At 70.8% G+C, this 15,524-nt stretch carries 11 protein-coding genes; 7 read left to right on the forward strand and 4 right to left on the reverse strand.

The window, feature by feature from the left end; genetic code table 11:
• Positions 1–86 precede the first annotated feature (86 nt).
• Positions 87–575, forward strand: coding sequence for a hypothetical protein (locus tag ACFVXC_RS17215; RefSeq protein ID WP_389906135.1), 489 nt, complete (start codon positions 87–89; stop codon positions 573–575).
• Positions 576–617: 42 nt separating this feature from the next.
• Here ACFVXC_RS17215 and ACFVXC_RS17220 read toward each other — a convergent pair whose 3' ends face one another.
• Both ACFVXC_RS17220 and ACFVXC_RS17225 read right to left on the reverse strand, forming a co-directional pair.
• Entirely contained in the window at positions 618–2,897 is a 2,280-nt protein-coding gene (locus tag ACFVXC_RS17220; RefSeq protein ID WP_389906137.1) for an FUSC family protein, read from the reverse strand.
• Positions 2,898–3,059: 162 nt separating this feature from the next.
• Positions 3,060–3,638 (reverse strand): TetR/AcrR family transcriptional regulator, encoded by a 579-nt coding sequence (locus tag ACFVXC_RS17225; protein WP_389906138.1) that lies wholly within the window; start codon positions 3,636–3,638, stop codon positions 3,060–3,062.
• Between the two features lie 301 nt (positions 3,639–3,939).
• On the opposite strand from ACFVXC_RS17225, the gene ACFVXC_RS17230 reads away from it, so the two are divergent.
• The 4 genes from ACFVXC_RS17230 to ACFVXC_RS17245 are packed head-to-tail and all read left to right on the forward strand — an operon-like array spanning position 3,940 to position 8,747.
• On the forward strand, positions 3,940–4,494 hold the full coding sequence (locus ACFVXC_RS17230) for a 2Fe-2S iron-sulfur cluster-binding protein (RefSeq protein ID WP_389906140.1): 555 nt from the start codon (positions 3,940–3,942) through the stop codon (positions 4,492–4,494).
• Positions 4,491–5,483, forward strand: coding sequence for an FAD binding domain-containing protein (locus tag ACFVXC_RS17235; protein WP_389906142.1), 993 nt, complete (start codon positions 4,491–4,493; stop codon positions 5,481–5,483). Before ACFVXC_RS17230 ends, ACFVXC_RS17235 begins: the two co-directional genes overlap by 4 nt.
• Positions 5,480–7,606: a xanthine dehydrogenase family protein molybdopterin-binding subunit gene (locus ACFVXC_RS17240; protein ID WP_389906144.1), complete on the forward strand. Its 2,127-nt coding sequence runs from the start codon at positions 5,480–5,482 to the stop codon at positions 7,604–7,606. The genes ACFVXC_RS17235 and ACFVXC_RS17240 overlap by 4 nt, the downstream gene beginning before the upstream one ends.
• Positions 7,599–8,747, forward strand: coding sequence for an XdhC family protein (locus ACFVXC_RS17245; protein ID WP_389906146.1), 1,149 nt, complete (start codon positions 7,599–7,601; stop codon positions 8,745–8,747). The genes ACFVXC_RS17240 and ACFVXC_RS17245 overlap by 8 nt, the downstream gene beginning before the upstream one ends.
• Positions 8,748–8,802: 55 nt before the next feature.
• On the opposite strand, the gene ACFVXC_RS17250 is transcribed toward ACFVXC_RS17245, so the two are convergent.
• A complete protein-coding gene (locus tag ACFVXC_RS17250; protein ID WP_389906148.1) occupies positions 8,803–11,754 on the reverse strand; it encodes an FAD-binding and (Fe-S)-binding domain-containing protein in 2,952 nt (983 codons plus the stop codon).
• Positions 11,755–11,806: 52 nt separating this feature from the next.
• Positions 11,807–12,973, reverse strand: a complete 1,167-nt coding sequence (locus ACFVXC_RS17255) for a pyridoxal-phosphate-dependent aminotransferase family protein (RefSeq protein ID WP_389906150.1) — start codon at positions 12,971–12,973, stop codon at positions 11,807–11,809.
• Positions 12,974–13,069: 96 nt separating this feature from the next.
• Here ACFVXC_RS17255 and ACFVXC_RS17260 point away from each other — a divergent pair, with 96 nt between their 5' ends.
• Positions 13,070–13,849 (forward strand): IclR family transcriptional regulator, encoded by a 780-nt coding sequence (locus ACFVXC_RS17260; protein ID WP_389906152.1) that lies wholly within the window; start codon positions 13,070–13,072, stop codon positions 13,847–13,849.
• Positions 13,850–14,099: 250 nt separating this feature from the next.
• A complete protein-coding gene (locus tag ACFVXC_RS17265) occupies positions 14,100–15,488 on the forward strand; it encodes an SLC13 family permease (protein ID WP_389906154.1) in 1,389 nt (462 codons plus the stop codon).
• Positions 15,489–15,524: the final 36 nt, after the last annotated feature.

Genomic DNA, 15,524 nt, shown 5'->3' on the forward strand with positions numbered 1-15,524 from the left:
GGGATCGCCCCGGACCCCGGCGACAGATCACGCCTGTGATGTGGACACTGCCCGCCCAGCGGGCATCCCGCCGGGGGAGCCGGGACATGGACCGACGCGAACGACGCGAACGCAGTGCGCTGACCGAGCAGGAATGCCGCGAGCTGCTGGCCTGTGCCCTGGCCGCTCGACTGACCGTCGTCCACCGCGGCCTTCCGTACATCGAGCTGGTCGGCCTGATCGACCTCGACGGGGAGCCGGTGGCCCTGCTGCCCGACGACAGTGACATCGCGCGGGCCCTCTCGGCCGTCATCTCCCCGCGCAGACTGATCGCCATGCAGACCGACGACCTGACCGACGCCCACCGCTGGGTCAGCTCCGTCACCGTCGTGGCCCGGCCCCGGTGGATCGTCAGTGTCGACGGACTGCGCGCGTGCCGTCGCGCCGCCGCTGCCTGCGGCATGCACGCAGCCCTGGACGCCTGGTTCCTGGCCCTGACCCACCCCGCGCTCACCGGTCACCGCACCGCACTGCGCGGGGCGGCGCACCTGCGGCTCGCGGCGGCACAGGCTCCAAGGAGCGCCGTCGCGAGGTGACCGGTCCCTCAGGAGCAGGAACCTCTCGGGCGCTGGAGGCGTTCAGACCCGCGGAGCCCTGCTCGCCGACCGGCCCCGGCCCTCGACCGGCACATCGAGCGGGCGGGCGAGGCCCACCACTCCCTCGTCGAGGCGCTGCAGATGGCGCAGGACGCGGTAGGTCACCGTGCCCGAGCGGGGGGCGCCGGATCCCTCGGCGTCCAGCATCGAGGCGATGCTGGCACCCGACTCGACCTCACCGGTGGCCTTGTCGTCCTCCACGTACCCGGCGATGACTTCGATGTTGTGGGCGATGCGCAGGCCCGCTCGCTCCAGACGCGGATCGGCCGCGATGTTCTTGCTGTACGGCACGAGCTCGGCCGTCGCCGCCAGGGAACGGGCGTGATAGGCGCAGGTCTCCAGGAGCGCCACGAGGTAGCGGGCGGTACGGCGGCGGCCGCGCAGCGGAGTGATCGGGTGGGTCAACGGCTGGATGGAGGCCCGCAGATCGTCGAGCGCGGTGTCCAAATCCCGCGCCTTGTCCAGGAGATCGGCCGCCGGGCCTCCACTGAGCTGCTCGACCGACGCGGAGACGACGTCGGCGAGCCTGGTCAGGACCGTGTTCAGGAGCTCGTCCGTGCGCCGGTCGGTGTGCACCGGCAGTACGAGTACCGCCGCGATGATGCCGCAGGCCGCTCCGAGTGCCGTCTCCTCGATGCGCAGCCAGAGCACGGAGAGGCTGTAGGTGTTCAGGAGCGTGTAGAGCAGGCCCAGCATCGCCGTGACGAAGAAGGACATGAGCGCGTACGACAGAGGAGCGGTGAAGAACATTGCGAAGATGAAGACCAGGACGAGCGCGAACGCGACCCACGTGTGGTTGCCGACCAGACCCGCGAGGGCCACACCCGCGACCACCCCGAGCACCGTGCCCAGGAGCCGTCGGTAGCCCTTGACCAGGATCTCGCCCGTGGACGCGGTGTTGAGGAACACCACCCAGCAGGTGAGCACCGCCCAGTACCAGCGCTGGGTGGAGAGGAACTCGCCGCCGATGATGGCCAGGGTCGAGCCCACGGCGACCTGGAACGCGGCCCTGGTGGTGGGTCGCCGCAGCCCGGTGCGGTCGTCCTCGTCGGTCTCGGCGGCCTCCTCGGCACCGGCGATCGCGATGTCCTCGGCGTCGAACTCCTCGCGGGAGCGGGTCGTCGCCGGCGAGTCGTCCGACTCGTCCTGGGGACCGTCGAGCGCGATCCGCAGGCCGAGCACGGCGCGTGCGGCCTCACCGATTCCGCGGAAGACGTCCTGGACGGCCATCGAGGCCCGCGGCAGATTGTCCTCGTCGCGGTAGCCGAGCAGCCTGTTGCGTACGTGGGCGAGGGCCGTGCCTCTGTCGTCGGCGACCGGGCGGCCGACCAGCAGATGCAGCGCGCCGAGATCGCGGCGCAGAGTGACGGTCGCGTCGTCCTCGGCGCGGATGCGGGTGCCCGTCGCCGGTACGGGCGCGTGCGGCAGGTGCAGGGTAAGGGTGTCCGCGCGTTCGGCGCTGCGCGCGTTCAGGAGCAGTACGCCCAGACGTTCCGCCGCGATCTCCGCGTCCGCCACGCGGCGTTGGACCAGCGCCGCCGTGGCGGCGTCGGGGGTGCCCTCCTCCAGGCGGCCCTGGATCATCAGGGCGGTCTCGTGCAGCCGGGCGGTGCCTCGCCGCAGCTCGCCGAGTACCTTCTCCAACTGCTCGGGCGTGGCGTCAAGGAGCTCCGTCTGTGTCGCCACCAGTTGCGCGAGCCGCGCTCTGAAGGCGACGCGCAGCCGCCCCAGATCACGCCCTGGCGTCTCCGGCACGACGGCGAACCGTACGACGGCACTGCACGCGAAGGCGACGGCCAGAGACAGGTACAGGCTGGGCAGCGCGGACGTGGTGGCGCCCACGAACAGCGAGACGAAGTAGACCTGAAAGCCGATCAGACCGAGTGTCGTGCCCCGGTCGCCGAACCGGCGGCTGTAGACGGCGCCGAAGATCAGCGCGATGAAGAAGACGTCCCCCGCGACGACCTGATCGTGCAGCAGCGCACCCAGCGAGATCGCCGTGATCGCGACGGGCAGGCTGAGCGCGAGCGTGACCGCCTGGCCGCGCACCTCCTTCTCCTTGATGGCGAAGGTGGAGACCATCGCGGTCATGGCGCCCGCGACCATGTGGGTGACGTCGGTGCCGATCAGCGCGAGAACGACGAGCGTGAGCGCGATCGAGCCGACCGTCCGCAGCCCCGCCATAAGGCGCAGGAGCCCGGGGTCGGACGCCACAAAACGGTCCCATGGGCCGGTCCTGGTCCGCCGTGTCACTGCGCTCACACCCTCATCGCCGCTGTTCAAGGCGAGATTCTGTCATGACGGGTGCGACCGGGGCTTGCGGGTTCACAGCGTGATACGCCCAGGGCGCCGGCCGGAAGTCAGAAGAAGTGAGCCCGGCCCAGCTCCTCGTGGTCCTCGACGGGGCCGTCGCCGAGTGACGCCTCAGCGCCCGGGCGCCCCGGCGCGCAGTCCGTCCATGACCAGGTCCATGAGCCGTCCGGCGCGCGACTGCCAGTCGCCGTGCGGGTCGATCTGCCAGAGGCCCGCGATCGCGAGCAGGAAGTCGTCGGGGGTGATCCCCGGGCGGATGGTGCCGGCCTCCTCGTTGGCCTTCAGGAGGAGCGTGACGGCCAAGGTCACAGGGCCGTGCCCCACTCCGGCCAGCGTGCCCATCGTGCTGGTGGCCTTGCGCATCGCGTCGGCCAGGCCCGCCTTGGCCATGGCGTACTGCGCGAGGCGGTCCATCCACTCTCTCAGCGCCTGATCGGGGGCGCGGGTGCCGAGGAGCTGGCAGGCGGTGTCGGCGACCTGCTGGACCTCGTAGCGGTAGACCTCCAGGACGAGAGCCTCGCGGTTGGGGAAGTTGCGGTAGAACGTCCCTTGCCCGACGCACGCCTTCTTCGCGATCACGCTCAGCGGGGCGTCCGCGGAGCGCGTCAGCTCGGCCAGTGCCACTTCCAGGATGCGGTCGCGATTCCGTTGCGCGTCCGAGCGCAGCTGTGCGTCCTTCTTCGGGTGCACTCGACCTCCAACCGGGAATCACGGCCTGAGCCGCTCTTGCTAAGCGGACAGCTGTCCGTTAAGTTCTGAGGCTAACGGACAGCTGTCCGCTTAGGGGCACCATACCGGCAGACTCAGCCGGTGGGGATGGTCGGCCGCGATCACCGCGGAGCGCTCACTCCATCGCGTATGCCATGGGTGCCCCGAGCGGACCCCCTTTACGCACAGCGCCAACCCCTTCCCGGACTCTCCGTCGGGATCGCCCCGCACGACGCACCCCCCTCACGTGACAGAAGCTGACAGAAGCGAAAGAAGGCTGATCGTGGCCCTATCGACGTCCAGCGCCATCACCCTGAACATCAACGGCGAGAAGCACACGCTGCCCGTCGACCACCGCACCACCCTGCTCGACGCCCTGCGTGAGCGCCTCGATCTGACCGGCACCAAGAAGGGCTGCGACCAAGGGCAGTGCGGCGCCTGCACGGTCCTCATCGACGGGCGCCGGGCGGTCTCCTGCCTGCAACTCGCCGTCGCTTCCGAGGACCGCGAGATCACCACCATCGAGGGCGTGGCGCAAGGAGAGAGTCTGCACCCGGTGCAGCAGGCGTTCCTCGACCTCGACGGCTACCAGTGCGGCTACTGCACACCGGGGCAGATCTGTTCGGCCATCGCCGTCATCGAGGAGCACGCGGCGGGCTGGCCGAGCGCCGCGACCACCGACGTACGGCCCGAAGCGGGCGTGCCCGAGCTCAGCGCCGACGAGATCCGGGAGCGCATGAGCGGCAACCTGTGCCGCTGCGGCGCGTATGTGTCGATCGTCCAGGCGGTCGCGCAGGCGGCAGCCACCGAGACCAAGAGTGCGGAGGCCGTAGCATGAGGGAATTCGGTTACCAGCGGGCGTTCGACGTCCCCGGCACGGTCGCGCTGCTCGGCACCGACCCCGACGCGCGCGTCCTGGGCGGCGGCACGAACCTCGTCGACCTGATGAAGACCGGCGTGGAGCGGCCCGGACTGCTCATCGACGTACGCGAGCTGCCCCTCGACCGGATCGAGGTCACGGACGACGGCGGTCTGCGGATCGGCGCCACCGTCACCAACAGCGACCTCGCGGCCGACCCCGAAGTGCGCCGCCGCTACCCGGCGTTGTCGGAGGCCGTCCTGGTCGGCGCGTCCGGCCAGCTGCGCAACATGGCCACCGTCGGCGGGAACCTGCTCCAGCGCACCCGCTGCGGCTACTTCGCCGACCTGTCCAAACCCTGCAACAAACGCGACCCCGGCAGCGGTTGTCCCGCTGTCGGGGGTGAACACCACAACGGCGCCATCCTCGGCGCCACCGAGCACTGCGTGGCCGTCCACCCCTCCGACATGGGGGTGGCACTCGCCGCCTTCGATGCCGTCATCTCGTACGAAACGGCGGAAGGTACCGGCGAGTTGCCGCTCGCGGACTTCTATCTGGCCGTGGGCAGTACTCCGCACCTGGAGACCGCGCTGCCCTCCGGCGCGCTCATCACCGGCATCACCCTGCCGCCCGCACCGGTCGCCGCCCACTCCCGCTACCGCAAGGTGCGCGAGCGCGCGTCGTACGCCTTCGCGATCGGCTCGATCGCGGCCGCGATCGACGTCCAGGACGGTGTCGTACGCCAAGTGCGCCTGGCGTTCGGCGCGGTCGCGTCCCGGCCCTGGCGTGCCCGGGAGGCCGAGCGGGTCCTGACGGGAGGTCCGGCGACCGCCGAGGCGTTCGCCGCCGCGGCGGACGCCGAGCTGGCCGCCGCACGGACACTGCCCCACAACGGCTACAAGGTGACGCTGATGCGCAACCTCGTCGTCGCCCTGCTGACCGAGCTCACCGAGGAGGCCGCGCGATGACGGCGACGACCACATCCACCGGGGCCGCGAGCGCCGTCGGCACCTCGTTCACCCGCGTGGAGGGCCGGGACAAGGTCACCGGCGCGGCCCGGTACGCGGGGGAGATCCCCTTCGCCGAACTCGCCCACGGCTGGCTGGTGCTCTCCACGATCGCCCGCGGCCGGATCCGCTCGATCGAGAGCGATCCCGTCCGCGGGATGCCCGGTGTCCTGTCCGTCCTGCACCACGGGAACGCGCCGCGCGTCGACGCGGACTACGTCAGCATCCTCGGCAAGCCCGACCCGATCGTCGAGGTCTTCCAGCACGACCGGATCCCGTTCGTCGGCTGGCCGGTGGCGCTGGTCGTCGCCGAGACCTCCGAGCAGGCCAGGGAGGCCGCCGAGGCGCTGGTGGTGCGGTACGAGGAGGAGCCGCACGACGTCGCGTTCTCCTCGGGGCACCCCGGCACGTACACGCCGGACGGCGACGGCATGCTGATGGAGAAGGGCGACCTGGAGGCGGAACTCGCCTCGTCCGCCCAGGTGGTGGACGAGGAGTACACCACCCCCGAAGAGCACCACAGCTCGATGGAACCGCACGCGGCGATGGCGCGCTGGGACAACGGACGCCTCGAAGTCGTCGACTCCAACCAGGGCAGCACCTGGGTCGCGGACGAACTGGCGAAGCTGTTCTCGCTCGACCCTTCCTCGGTACGGGTGCGGTCCGAACACGTCGGCGGCGCCTTCGGGTCCAAGGGCGTGCGCGTGCACCAGATCCTCGCCGTGATGGCGGCGACGCAGCTCGACCGCCCCGTCAGGGTCGTCATCACCCGGCGCCAGCTGTTCACGCTCACCGGCTACCGCAGCCCCACCGCCCAGCGCGTGCGGCTCGGCGCCGACGCCGACGGACGGCTGCGCGCCATCGACCACCAGGCGCACAGCCTCTCCTCGACGGTCCATGAATTCGTCGAGGCGAGCGCCGGGTTCGGACGCCCCCTGTACGCCTCCGACGCCCACCGCAGCGTCAACCGCGTGGTGCGCCTCGACGTGCCCACGCCGACCTTCATGCGGGCGCCCGGCGAGGCCCCGGGCTCGTTCGCCCTGGAATCCGCGCTCGACGAACTCGCCGAGCGGTGCGGCGTCGACCCGATCGCGCTGCGCGCCCGCAACGAACCGGACGTGGGTCCTGTCTCCGGGCTGCCGTTCGCCAGCCGCAATCTGCTGTCCGCCTATCGGGAGGGCGCCCGCAGGTTCGGCTGGGCGGACCGTGACCCGCGTCCCGGCGTGCGACGCGAAGGGCGCTGGCTGCTCGGCACCGGTACCGCGTCGGCCACCTTCCCGGTGATCGTCGCGCCGTCCACGGCGGCCGTCACGGCGGAGGCCGACGGTACCTTCACCGTGCGGATCACCGCCGCGGACGTCGGGACGGGGGCGCGGACGGCGCTGACCCTGATCGCCGCGGAAGCCCTTGAGGTGCCCCAGGACCGCGTCCATGTGCGCATCGGCGACAGCAACTTCGGCCAGGCGGCGATCTCGGGCGGCTCGATGGGCACCCGGTCCTGGGGCTGGGCGGTCACGGCCGCGGTGGGTGAGCTGCGCGAGCAGCTGGCCCTGGGCGGCGACATTCCGCCGCAGGGAATCACGGTGCGCTCCGACACGAGCGCGGCCATCGGGGCCCTCTCGCAGAAGGAACGGCACTCTTACGGAGCGCAGTTCGCCGAGGTCGCCGTCGACGTCACCACCGGTGAGGTCCGTGTGCGGCGCATGCTCGGCATCTTCGCGGCGGGCCGGATCATCAACCCGCTGACCGCACGCAGCCAGTTCGTCGGCGGGATGACCTGGGGCCTGTCCATGGCCCTGCACGAGGAGGCCCACCGGGACCAGGCGTCGGGCGGCCATGTCGGCGCGGACTTCGCGGGCTACCACTTCGCCGCGAACGCCGACGTGCCGCTCATCGAGGCGGACTGGGTGGACGACACGGACGCCGACGACCCGATCGGCATCAAGGGCATCGGCGAGATCGGCATCGTGGGAGTCGCCGCGGCGATCGCCAACGCGGTCTGGCACGCGACCGGCGTACGCCATCGGAACCTGCCGATCCGGCCCGACCGTGTCCTGAACGCGGGAGGAGCCCTGGATGCTTGACATCGCCGACGCGCTGCACCGCTGGGTCGAGGAGGGCCGCGCCTTCGCCGTCGCCACCGTCGTGACGGTGGGCGGCAGCGCGCCGCGCGCGCCCGGCGCGGCCCTCGCCGTCGACAGCGAGGGCACGGCCATCGGCTCGGTCTCCGGCGGTTGTGTGGAAGGGGCGGTGTACGACCTGTGCGTCCAGGCGCTCCAGGACGGCCGGGCCGTGCGCGAGCGATTCGGCTACAGCGACGAGGACGCCTTCGCGGTCGGCCTTACCTGCGGCGGCGTCATCGAGGTCCTCGTCACGCCGCTGGGCGTGGACGCGCCGGGCAGGCAGGTCTTCGCGGCGGCACTCTCGGCCGCGGCCCGGGGGCAGGCGGCGGCGATCGCCCGCGTGGCCCTGGGCCCGGCCGAACTCCTCGGCAGGGTCGTGCTCGTGCACCCCGACGGTTCGTACGAAGGAGGCCTGGACGGCCATCCGGACCTCGACCGTACGGTGGTGGGGGAGACCCGGGCGATGCTGGACGCGGGCCGCACCGGCGAGTTCGCCGTCTCGGAGAGCGGATCGCGCTGCGGGGTGCCGCTGACCCTGTTCGTCGAGTCGAGCGTGCCCCCGCCCCGCATGATCGTGTTCGGTGCGATCGACTTCGCCGCGGCCCTGGTGCGTACCGGCAAGTTCCTCGGTTACCACGTGACGGTGTGCGACGCCCGGCCGGTCTTCGCCACCCGGACCCGTTTTCCCGAGGCCGATGACATCGTGATCGACTGGCCGCACCGCTATCTCCGGGACGCAGAGACCGACGGGCGCACGGTCTTGTGCGTACTCACCCATGACGCCAAGTTCGACATCCCGTTGCTGGAGGTGGCCCTGCGCCTTCCGGTGGCGTTCGTCGGTGCGATGGGCTCGCGCCGCACCCACGAGGACCGCAACCGGCGCCTGCGTGAAGTCGGCGTAACGGAAGAGGAGTTGGCCCGCCTGCACTCCCCGATAGGGCTCGATCTCGGGGCCCGCACCCCGGAGGAGACCGCGCTGTCCATAGCGGCGGAGATCGTCGCCGCGCGGCGGGGCGGGACGGGCGTACCGCTGACCGACTCCGGGATGCCGATCCACCACGAGCACGAGGCGGGGGTGGGCGGCTCCACCGCAGCCGCGTGACCTAGCCGAGTATGAGGGCAGCCGCGGTGCTCGGGCACCGCGGCAGCCCTCGCTCTCATGCCGGTTCCACCGCCTCCCACAGCAACTGCACCGGATGCCAGGCGCTGCGCTCGGTCCCGTGAAAGATCTGCTGGCGGCACGAGACACCTGTGGCGACCACGACCGTGTCGGTGTCCTCCGCCTTGATCGCGGGGAACAGCCGGTCCTCGCCGACCGTCATCGACACCTCGTAGTGCTCCGACTCGAAGCCGAAGGAGCCCGCCATCCCGCAGCACCCGGCGTCAAGTTCACAGACCGACGCCCCCGGAATCCGGTTCAGCAGTGCGACGGTCGCGGCCGTGCCGACCTCCGCCTTCTGGTGGCAGTGACCGTGGTAGAGCAGCTTGCGTCCGGCGAGCCAGGAGTCGCCGCGCAGTCGCAGCCGCCCGTCGTCGATGGCCTCCACGAGTAGTTCCTCGACCTGGCGGACCCGGCCGGCGATGTCCTTGACGGCGGGATCGTCCGGCAGGAGGGCCCGGTGTTCGTCGCGCAGGGTCATCAGGCACGAGGGCTCGCAGCCCACGATAGGCGAGCCGGGTTCGGTCGACTGCCGCAAGGAACGCGCGAGTTGACGTGCCTTGGTCTTCGCGTCGTCGACCAGGCCCTTGGAGAGGCTGGACCTGCCGCAGCAGCCCCCGCTCTCCAACCGCACCCGCCAGCCCGCCCGTTCGAGCAGTTCGATGGCCGCCCTGCCGATGCCTGGCTCGGTGAACGTGGTGAAGGAGTCCGCGAGGTAGGTGACGGTGCCCTGGGTGAGCGGATACGCGCCGGGCGTACGTCGCCGGAACCAGCGCAGCAGATTGCGGCGCACGAACACCGGCAGCGGCCGCTCGGGGGCGATGCCGACCACTCGGTCCATGAGCCGCCGCACGGGGGTGATGCGTCCCGGCAGGTTGGACAGCGGTGCGGTCGCCGAACCCAGCCGGTTCAGGAGCCGGATCGCACCGAACAGGCGGGTGCGCAGGGGCACTCCGTGAGTGTCGTGGTAGTGCGAGAGGGTCTCGCTCTTGAGGGTGGCCATGTCGACGCCGAGCGGGCATTCGCTCTTGCACGCCTTGCACATCAGGCACAGGTCGAGGATCTCGTGCAGGCGCTCGTCCCCGAGCGCAGCCTGCGGGTCGGGCTCGGACAGGGCCTTGACCAGAGCTCCCGCGCGCCCGCGGGTGGAGTCCTCCTCCTTGCGGGTGGCCATGTACGAGGGGCACATGGCGCCGCTGCCCGACTTGCGGCACAGGCCGATGTTCATGCACCGGTCCGCCGCCGCCCGCATGCCGCCACCGCCCACGACCTCGAAGGAGAGACGGGTGCGCAGCGGCTCGGCGGGCGGTAGCGCCGCGTCGCGGAGGTTCTCCGTCATCGGCGCGGCGTCCACGATCTTGCCGGGGTTGAGGATGCCGTCGGGGTCGAAGAGCCGCTTGACCTGGCGCATCGCCTCGTACAGCTTGTCGCCGAATATCTCCCGGTTGAACTCGCTGCGCGCGAGTCCGTCGCCGTGTTCGCTGGAGTTGACCCCGCCGTACTCGGCGACCAGGTCCTTGACCTCCTCCGCGACGGCGCGCATCCGGCCGATGTCCGCCGGGTCGGCGAGGTCGAGGTAGGGCCGGATGTGCAGACAGCCGACCGAGCAGTGGCCGTAGAACCCCGCGGTCATGCCGTGCCGGTCGAGGACGTCCTTGAACCTGCGGGTGTACTCGGCCAGATGCACGGGGTCGACCGCGGTGTCCTCGACGAAGGCGAGCGGGCGGCGGGTGCCCTCGCTGGCGGCCATCAGCAGGCCGAGCCCCGCCTTGCGGACCTTCAGGAGTGACGACTGCTGGGCCGGGGTGATGGCCCGCAGCGTGTGGTAGCCGTGCCCGTGCCGGGACCACAGCGTGGTGAGCTGCCGCATCCGGTCGAGGAGTTCGCCCTCCTCGTCGCCCGTGAAGGAGACGAAGAGCAGGGCTTCGGGTTCGCCTTCGAGGAGGTCGCCGAGCGCCGCGTACTCGATCTTGCGCCGGGACAGATCGAGGATCGTACGGTCCATCAGCTCCACGGCGGCCGGATCGCAGGCCAGCGCGTCCTCCGTCCCCGCGATGGCGCCCGCCACGGAGGTGAAGTGGCCGACGGCGATCACCGTGCGGCCGGGCTTGGGCACCAGGTCGACGAGGGCCGAGGCCGCGACGGCCAGGGTGCCCTCAGAACCGACGACGAACTTGGCGAGGTCGAAGGCCGCGTCATCCCGGGCGAGACGGTCGAGGCGGTAGCCGCAGGCGCGGCGCCAGTGTTCCGGGAACCCCTCGGCGATGGCCGCCGCATTGGCGCGGACGATCTCGGGCAGCTCGCGGTAGAGAGCGCCTTCGAGCGTCAACTGTGCCGCGCGGTGGGCGCGTTCGTCCTCGTCGACCCGCGCGAGGAGCGCGCGGCTCCCGTCCGCGAGCACCACGTCCAGCTCCCGGACGTGGTCGATGGTCATGCCGTACCGCACCGACCCGCTGCCTGCCGAGTTGTTGCCGATCATCCCGCCGATGGTGGCGCGGTTGCTGGTCGAGGTGTCCGGGCCGAACATCAGCCCCCACGGGCTCGCGGCGCGATTGAGCTGGTCCTGTACGACACCGGCCTCGACCAGGGCCGTACCGCTGTCGGGGTCCAGCTCCACGATGCGGTTCATGTGCCGGGACAGGTCAAGGACCAGGCCGGGCCCGACGGTCTGGCCCGCCAGGCTGGTCCCGGCCCCGCGGGGTACGACGGGCACGCGATTGGCCGCGGCGGCAGCGACCGCCGCGGCGACGTCGTCGGCGTGCCGGGGGAAGGCCACGCCCATCGGCGTGATGGCGTACATGCTCGCGTCCCGGGCGAACAAGTGCCGGGTGTAGTCGTCGAACTGGACCTCTCCGTCGAGATCTCTGACCAGGTCCTTCTGGAGACCGCGGGCCCGTTCCTGGCTCTCGGCGTCTTCATCGGTGGGGCTCTCGCCCTCGGTGACGGTCATGCTCGGCAACCTCCTCGGCGGGGTGGGGAGTTCGGCGGGCGCACGGCCGCCGTCACTCGGAGCGCAGGACGTCCAGGGCGGCGGTGAGTCCGTTCGGGTCGATGCGTACGCCGGCGAGCTGAAGGCCCATCTGGACCCCGGCGAGCGTGCCAGCGAGCGTCAGATCGTTGAAGTGGCCGAGGTGACCGATGCGGAAGACGCGTCCGGCGAGTTTGCCGAGGCCCGCCCCGAGAGACATGTCGAACCGTTCCAGGATGATCTCGCGCACCTTGTCGGCGTCCTGGTCATCGGGCATGAGCACGGCGGTGAGCGAGGACGAGTGTTCGCGGTCGTCGACGCACAGCACTTCAAGTCCCCAGCCGCGCACGGCCGTTCGGGTGGCCGCCGCATGCCGGTCGTGCCGTGCGAAGACGGCGGGCAGCCCCTCGGCTTCCAGCATCCGCAGTGCCTCGGCCAGGCCGTAGAGAAGGTTGGTGGCGGGGGTGTACGGGAAGAAGCCGCGCCGGTTGGCCTCGATGATCGGTTGCCAGTCCCAGTAGGACTTGCGCAGCCGAGCCGTGCGGGAGGCGGCGAGGGCCTTCTCGCTCACCGCGTTGAAACCGAGCCCCGGCGGGAGCATCAACCCCTTCTGGGACCCGGCGACGGTGACGTCGACTCCCCATTCGTCGTGCCGGTAGTCGATCGAACCCAGCGAGGAGATGGTGTCGACGAGCAAGAGCGCCGGGTGTCCCGTCGCGTCCATCGCCTGCCTGATCTCGGAGACCCGGCTGGTCACACCGGTCGACGTCTCGTTGTGCACCACGCAGACGGCCTTGATCGTACGAGCGCTGTCGGCCGTGAGGCGTTCGGCGACGGCCTCGGGCGAGACGCCGTGGCGCCAGTCGCCGGGCACGAAGTCGACGTACAGGCCGAGGCCCGCGGCCATCCGCTGCCAGAGGGTGGCGAAGTGGCCGGTCTCCACGTGCAGCACCCTGTCCCCGGTGCTGAGCGTGTTGACCAGGGCCGCCTCCCAGGCGCCGGTACCGGAACCGGGGAAGACCACCACGGGTCCCGATGTGCCGAAGACCGGCTTCAGGGAGGTGAGCAACTCCGTTGTCAGAGAGGCGAAGTCGGGGCCTCGGTGGTCGATGGTCGGCGCGGAGATCGCGCGGAGCACCTGGTCGGGGACGTTGGTGGGGCCCGGTATCTGTAGGAAGTGCCGCCCGGGTTGAGAGGTCACTGTGGCCAACTCCCTTGAGAAGCGTGCCGTATTGTGGCACGGTGTGTCGTAAGGTGGCACGAGGAGCGTAGGGCCGACCGGGTGGGGAGTCAACGGATGCAGAGCGTTCTGAACGCACTTCGCGTGCTGGAAGAGGTCGCCGCGCGGCAGCCGGTCGGCGTCGCCGACCTGGCCCGCGCCCTGGAACTGCCCAAGAGCTCGGCCCAGCGCGCCCTGCGCACGCTGCACACGGCGGGCTGGATCCGCCCGGCCGGGGGAGAGGTCACCCGCTGGGTCGTGACGACCAAGGCGTTGCAGGTCGGCCGCCGTGCCACGGGGGAGTTGAGCCTGCGCGACGTCGCCCTGCCGCTCATGGAGGAGCTGCGGCGGCGCATCGACGAGACGGTTCATCTGACGGTGCCGGACGGCGACAGGGTGGTGCTCATCGAACGCCTGGAGACCTCCAAGCCGGTACGGATCATCCTGGCCCTCGGCACCCAGCTCCCCATCCACGCGTCCGCGAACGGCAAGGCGGTTCTCGCGGTGAGCCCTCGGGAAGTGATCGACCGTCAAATGGGCCTCGGGCTCGAAGGGTTCACGGACTCGACCATCACGGACAAGGAGCGGTTGCTCGCCGAGCTCGCGCGGATCAGGGAGCGGGGGTACGCCACCAATGGCGGAGAGTGGCGCGACGACGTCTCCGCGGTCGCGGCAGCCGTGTGGGACGAGTCGGGGACACCGGTCGCGAGTATCAGCGTGAACATGCCCACTAGCCGGATGACGCGCGAGGCGAGTGCCGAGTTCGGCGCGCTGGTGAGCGAGACGGCGCGGCAGGTCAGCGCGGCGCTGGGGCATCCGCGGCAGGGTGAAGGAGGAGGCCCGGCGGCCGGGCGCTAGCCAACGTCGCCCCGCGCAACGACTTCGGGCGTCCCCCTTGACGCCCCGGGAAGCGCGCTCCAATACTCCCCATTGCGAAAGCTCAATTCCGCCAGACGGAATTAATCATCCCCCCTGGGCTCGTTCGGTCCATGGGTGGACGTCCGTGCGCGCCTTCATGCACCGCGCACTCCTCGGTGCCGCGCGCACCCTTCGTCACGCGCCCCGGCACACCGCGACATGACCATCGGCCGACGGCAAGGGAGCCCTCGTGTCAGATCAAGTCATCTCCATCATCGCCCTGGTCCTCGTCTTCGCCATAGCGACCTTCTCCGCCGTGCACCTGGGAGCGCTGGCCCTCGTGGCCGCGTTCATCATCGGCTCCACCGTGGCGGACGAGTCGACGGACGACCTCTTCTCCGGCTTCCCCGGCGACCTCTTCGTCGTCCTTGTCGGCGTCACACTCCTGTTCGCCGTAGCGAAGAACAACGGCACGGTGGACTGGCTCGTCAACGCGGCGGTGAGGGCGGTGCGGGGCCGCATCGCCCTCATCCCCTGGGTCATGTTCCTCGTCACCGCCCTCCTCACCGCGGTCGGCGCGGTCACCCCGGCGGCGGTCGGTATCGTCGCCCCCATCGGCCTCGGCTTCGCCGCCGCCTACGGCATCAACCCCGTGCTCATGGGGCTGCTCATCGCCAACGGAGCCAGCGCCGGAGGCTTCTCGCCGATCGGCGTGTTCGGCAGCATCACCAACAACGTGGTCGAGCGCAACCATCTGCCGGGCAACCCCGCCCTCCTGTTCACCGCCTCGTTCCTGTTCAACGTGGTGCTCTGCGTCATCGTCTTCTTCACCTTCGGCGGACGACGATTGCTCGGGCAACGCGCGGAAACGTACAAAGGCGGAGTCGGAGGCGGAAGCGGAGGGAAGAGCGGCAGCGAGCGAGGCGACGGCGCGTCGCCGTCCGGCGGACAACCGGTCGAGGCGGGAGGGGCTGCGCCCGGGCGCGCCCTCGCCGTCGCCGCGGCCACCACCACACGCACGGCGCCGGAAGAGCCCCTGAGGCTCGACGGCCCGCGCGTCCTCACCCTCGTCGGACTGCTCAGCCTCGTCGCCGGAGCGCTCTTCTTCGACCTCGACGTCGGCCTGATGGCGCTCACCATCACCGTCGTCCTCTCCCTGGTCTCACCGAAGTCGGTCACCGGCGCCGTGGACCGGTGCGCGTGGTCGACGGTGCTCCTTGTCTGCGGCATCGTCACCTACGTGAGCCAGATGGAGCGCATGGGCACCATCGACTACCTCGGCAAGCAGGTCGCCTCCATCCAGGCGCCCCTCGTCGGTGCCTTGCTGATCTGCCTCATCGGCGCCCTGGTCTCCGCCTTCGCCTCGACCACCGGAATGCTCGGTGCGCTGATCCCGCTGGCCGTGCCCTTCCTGCTCGCCGGCGAGGTGGGAGCCGTCGGACTCATCACGGCACTGGCCATCTCCGCATCCGTCGTGGACGCATCGCCCTTCTCCACCAGCGGCGCACTGGTGACCGCCAACACCCCCGAAGACCAACGCGACTTCGTCTTCCGGCGCCTCATGGCCTGGGGGCTCGGCATCAGCCTGGTCGGCCCGCTCGTCACCTGGGGTCTGTTCGTCGTGCCCACTTCGCTGTGAGGCCGTGCGGGGCGATGTCGTACGCCGTCGTGGCGG

Origin of the sequence: Streptomyces sp. NPDC058257 (assembly GCF_042881845.1) — a bacterium.
Lineage (GTDB): Bacteria > Actinomycetota > Actinomycetes > Streptomycetales > Streptomycetaceae > Streptomyces.

Excerpts from the sequence above, each read along its gene's own strand:
- ACFVXC_RS17215 (WP_389906135.1), top strand. The coding sequence starts at position 87 with ATGGACCGACGCGAACGACGCGAACGCAGTGCGCTGACCGAGCAGGAA.
- ACFVXC_RS17235 (WP_389906142.1), top strand. The coding sequence starts at position 4,491 with ATGAGGGAATTCGGTTACCAGCGGGCGTTCGACGTCCCCGGCACGGTC.
- ACFVXC_RS17240 (WP_389906144.1), top strand. The coding sequence starts at position 5,480 with ATGACGGCGACGACCACATCCACCGGGGCCGCGAGCGCCGTCGGCACC.
- ACFVXC_RS17245 (WP_389906146.1), top strand. The coding sequence starts at position 7,599 with ATGCTTGACATCGCCGACGCGCTGCACCGCTGGGTCGAGGAGGGCCGC.
- ACFVXC_RS17250 (WP_389906148.1), bottom strand. The coding sequence starts at position 11,754 with ATGACCGTCACCGAGGGCGAGAGCCCCACCGATGAAGACGCCGAGAGC.
- ACFVXC_RS17260 (WP_389906152.1), top strand. The coding sequence starts at position 13,070 with ATGCAGAGCGTTCTGAACGCACTTCGCGTGCTGGAAGAGGTCGCCGCG.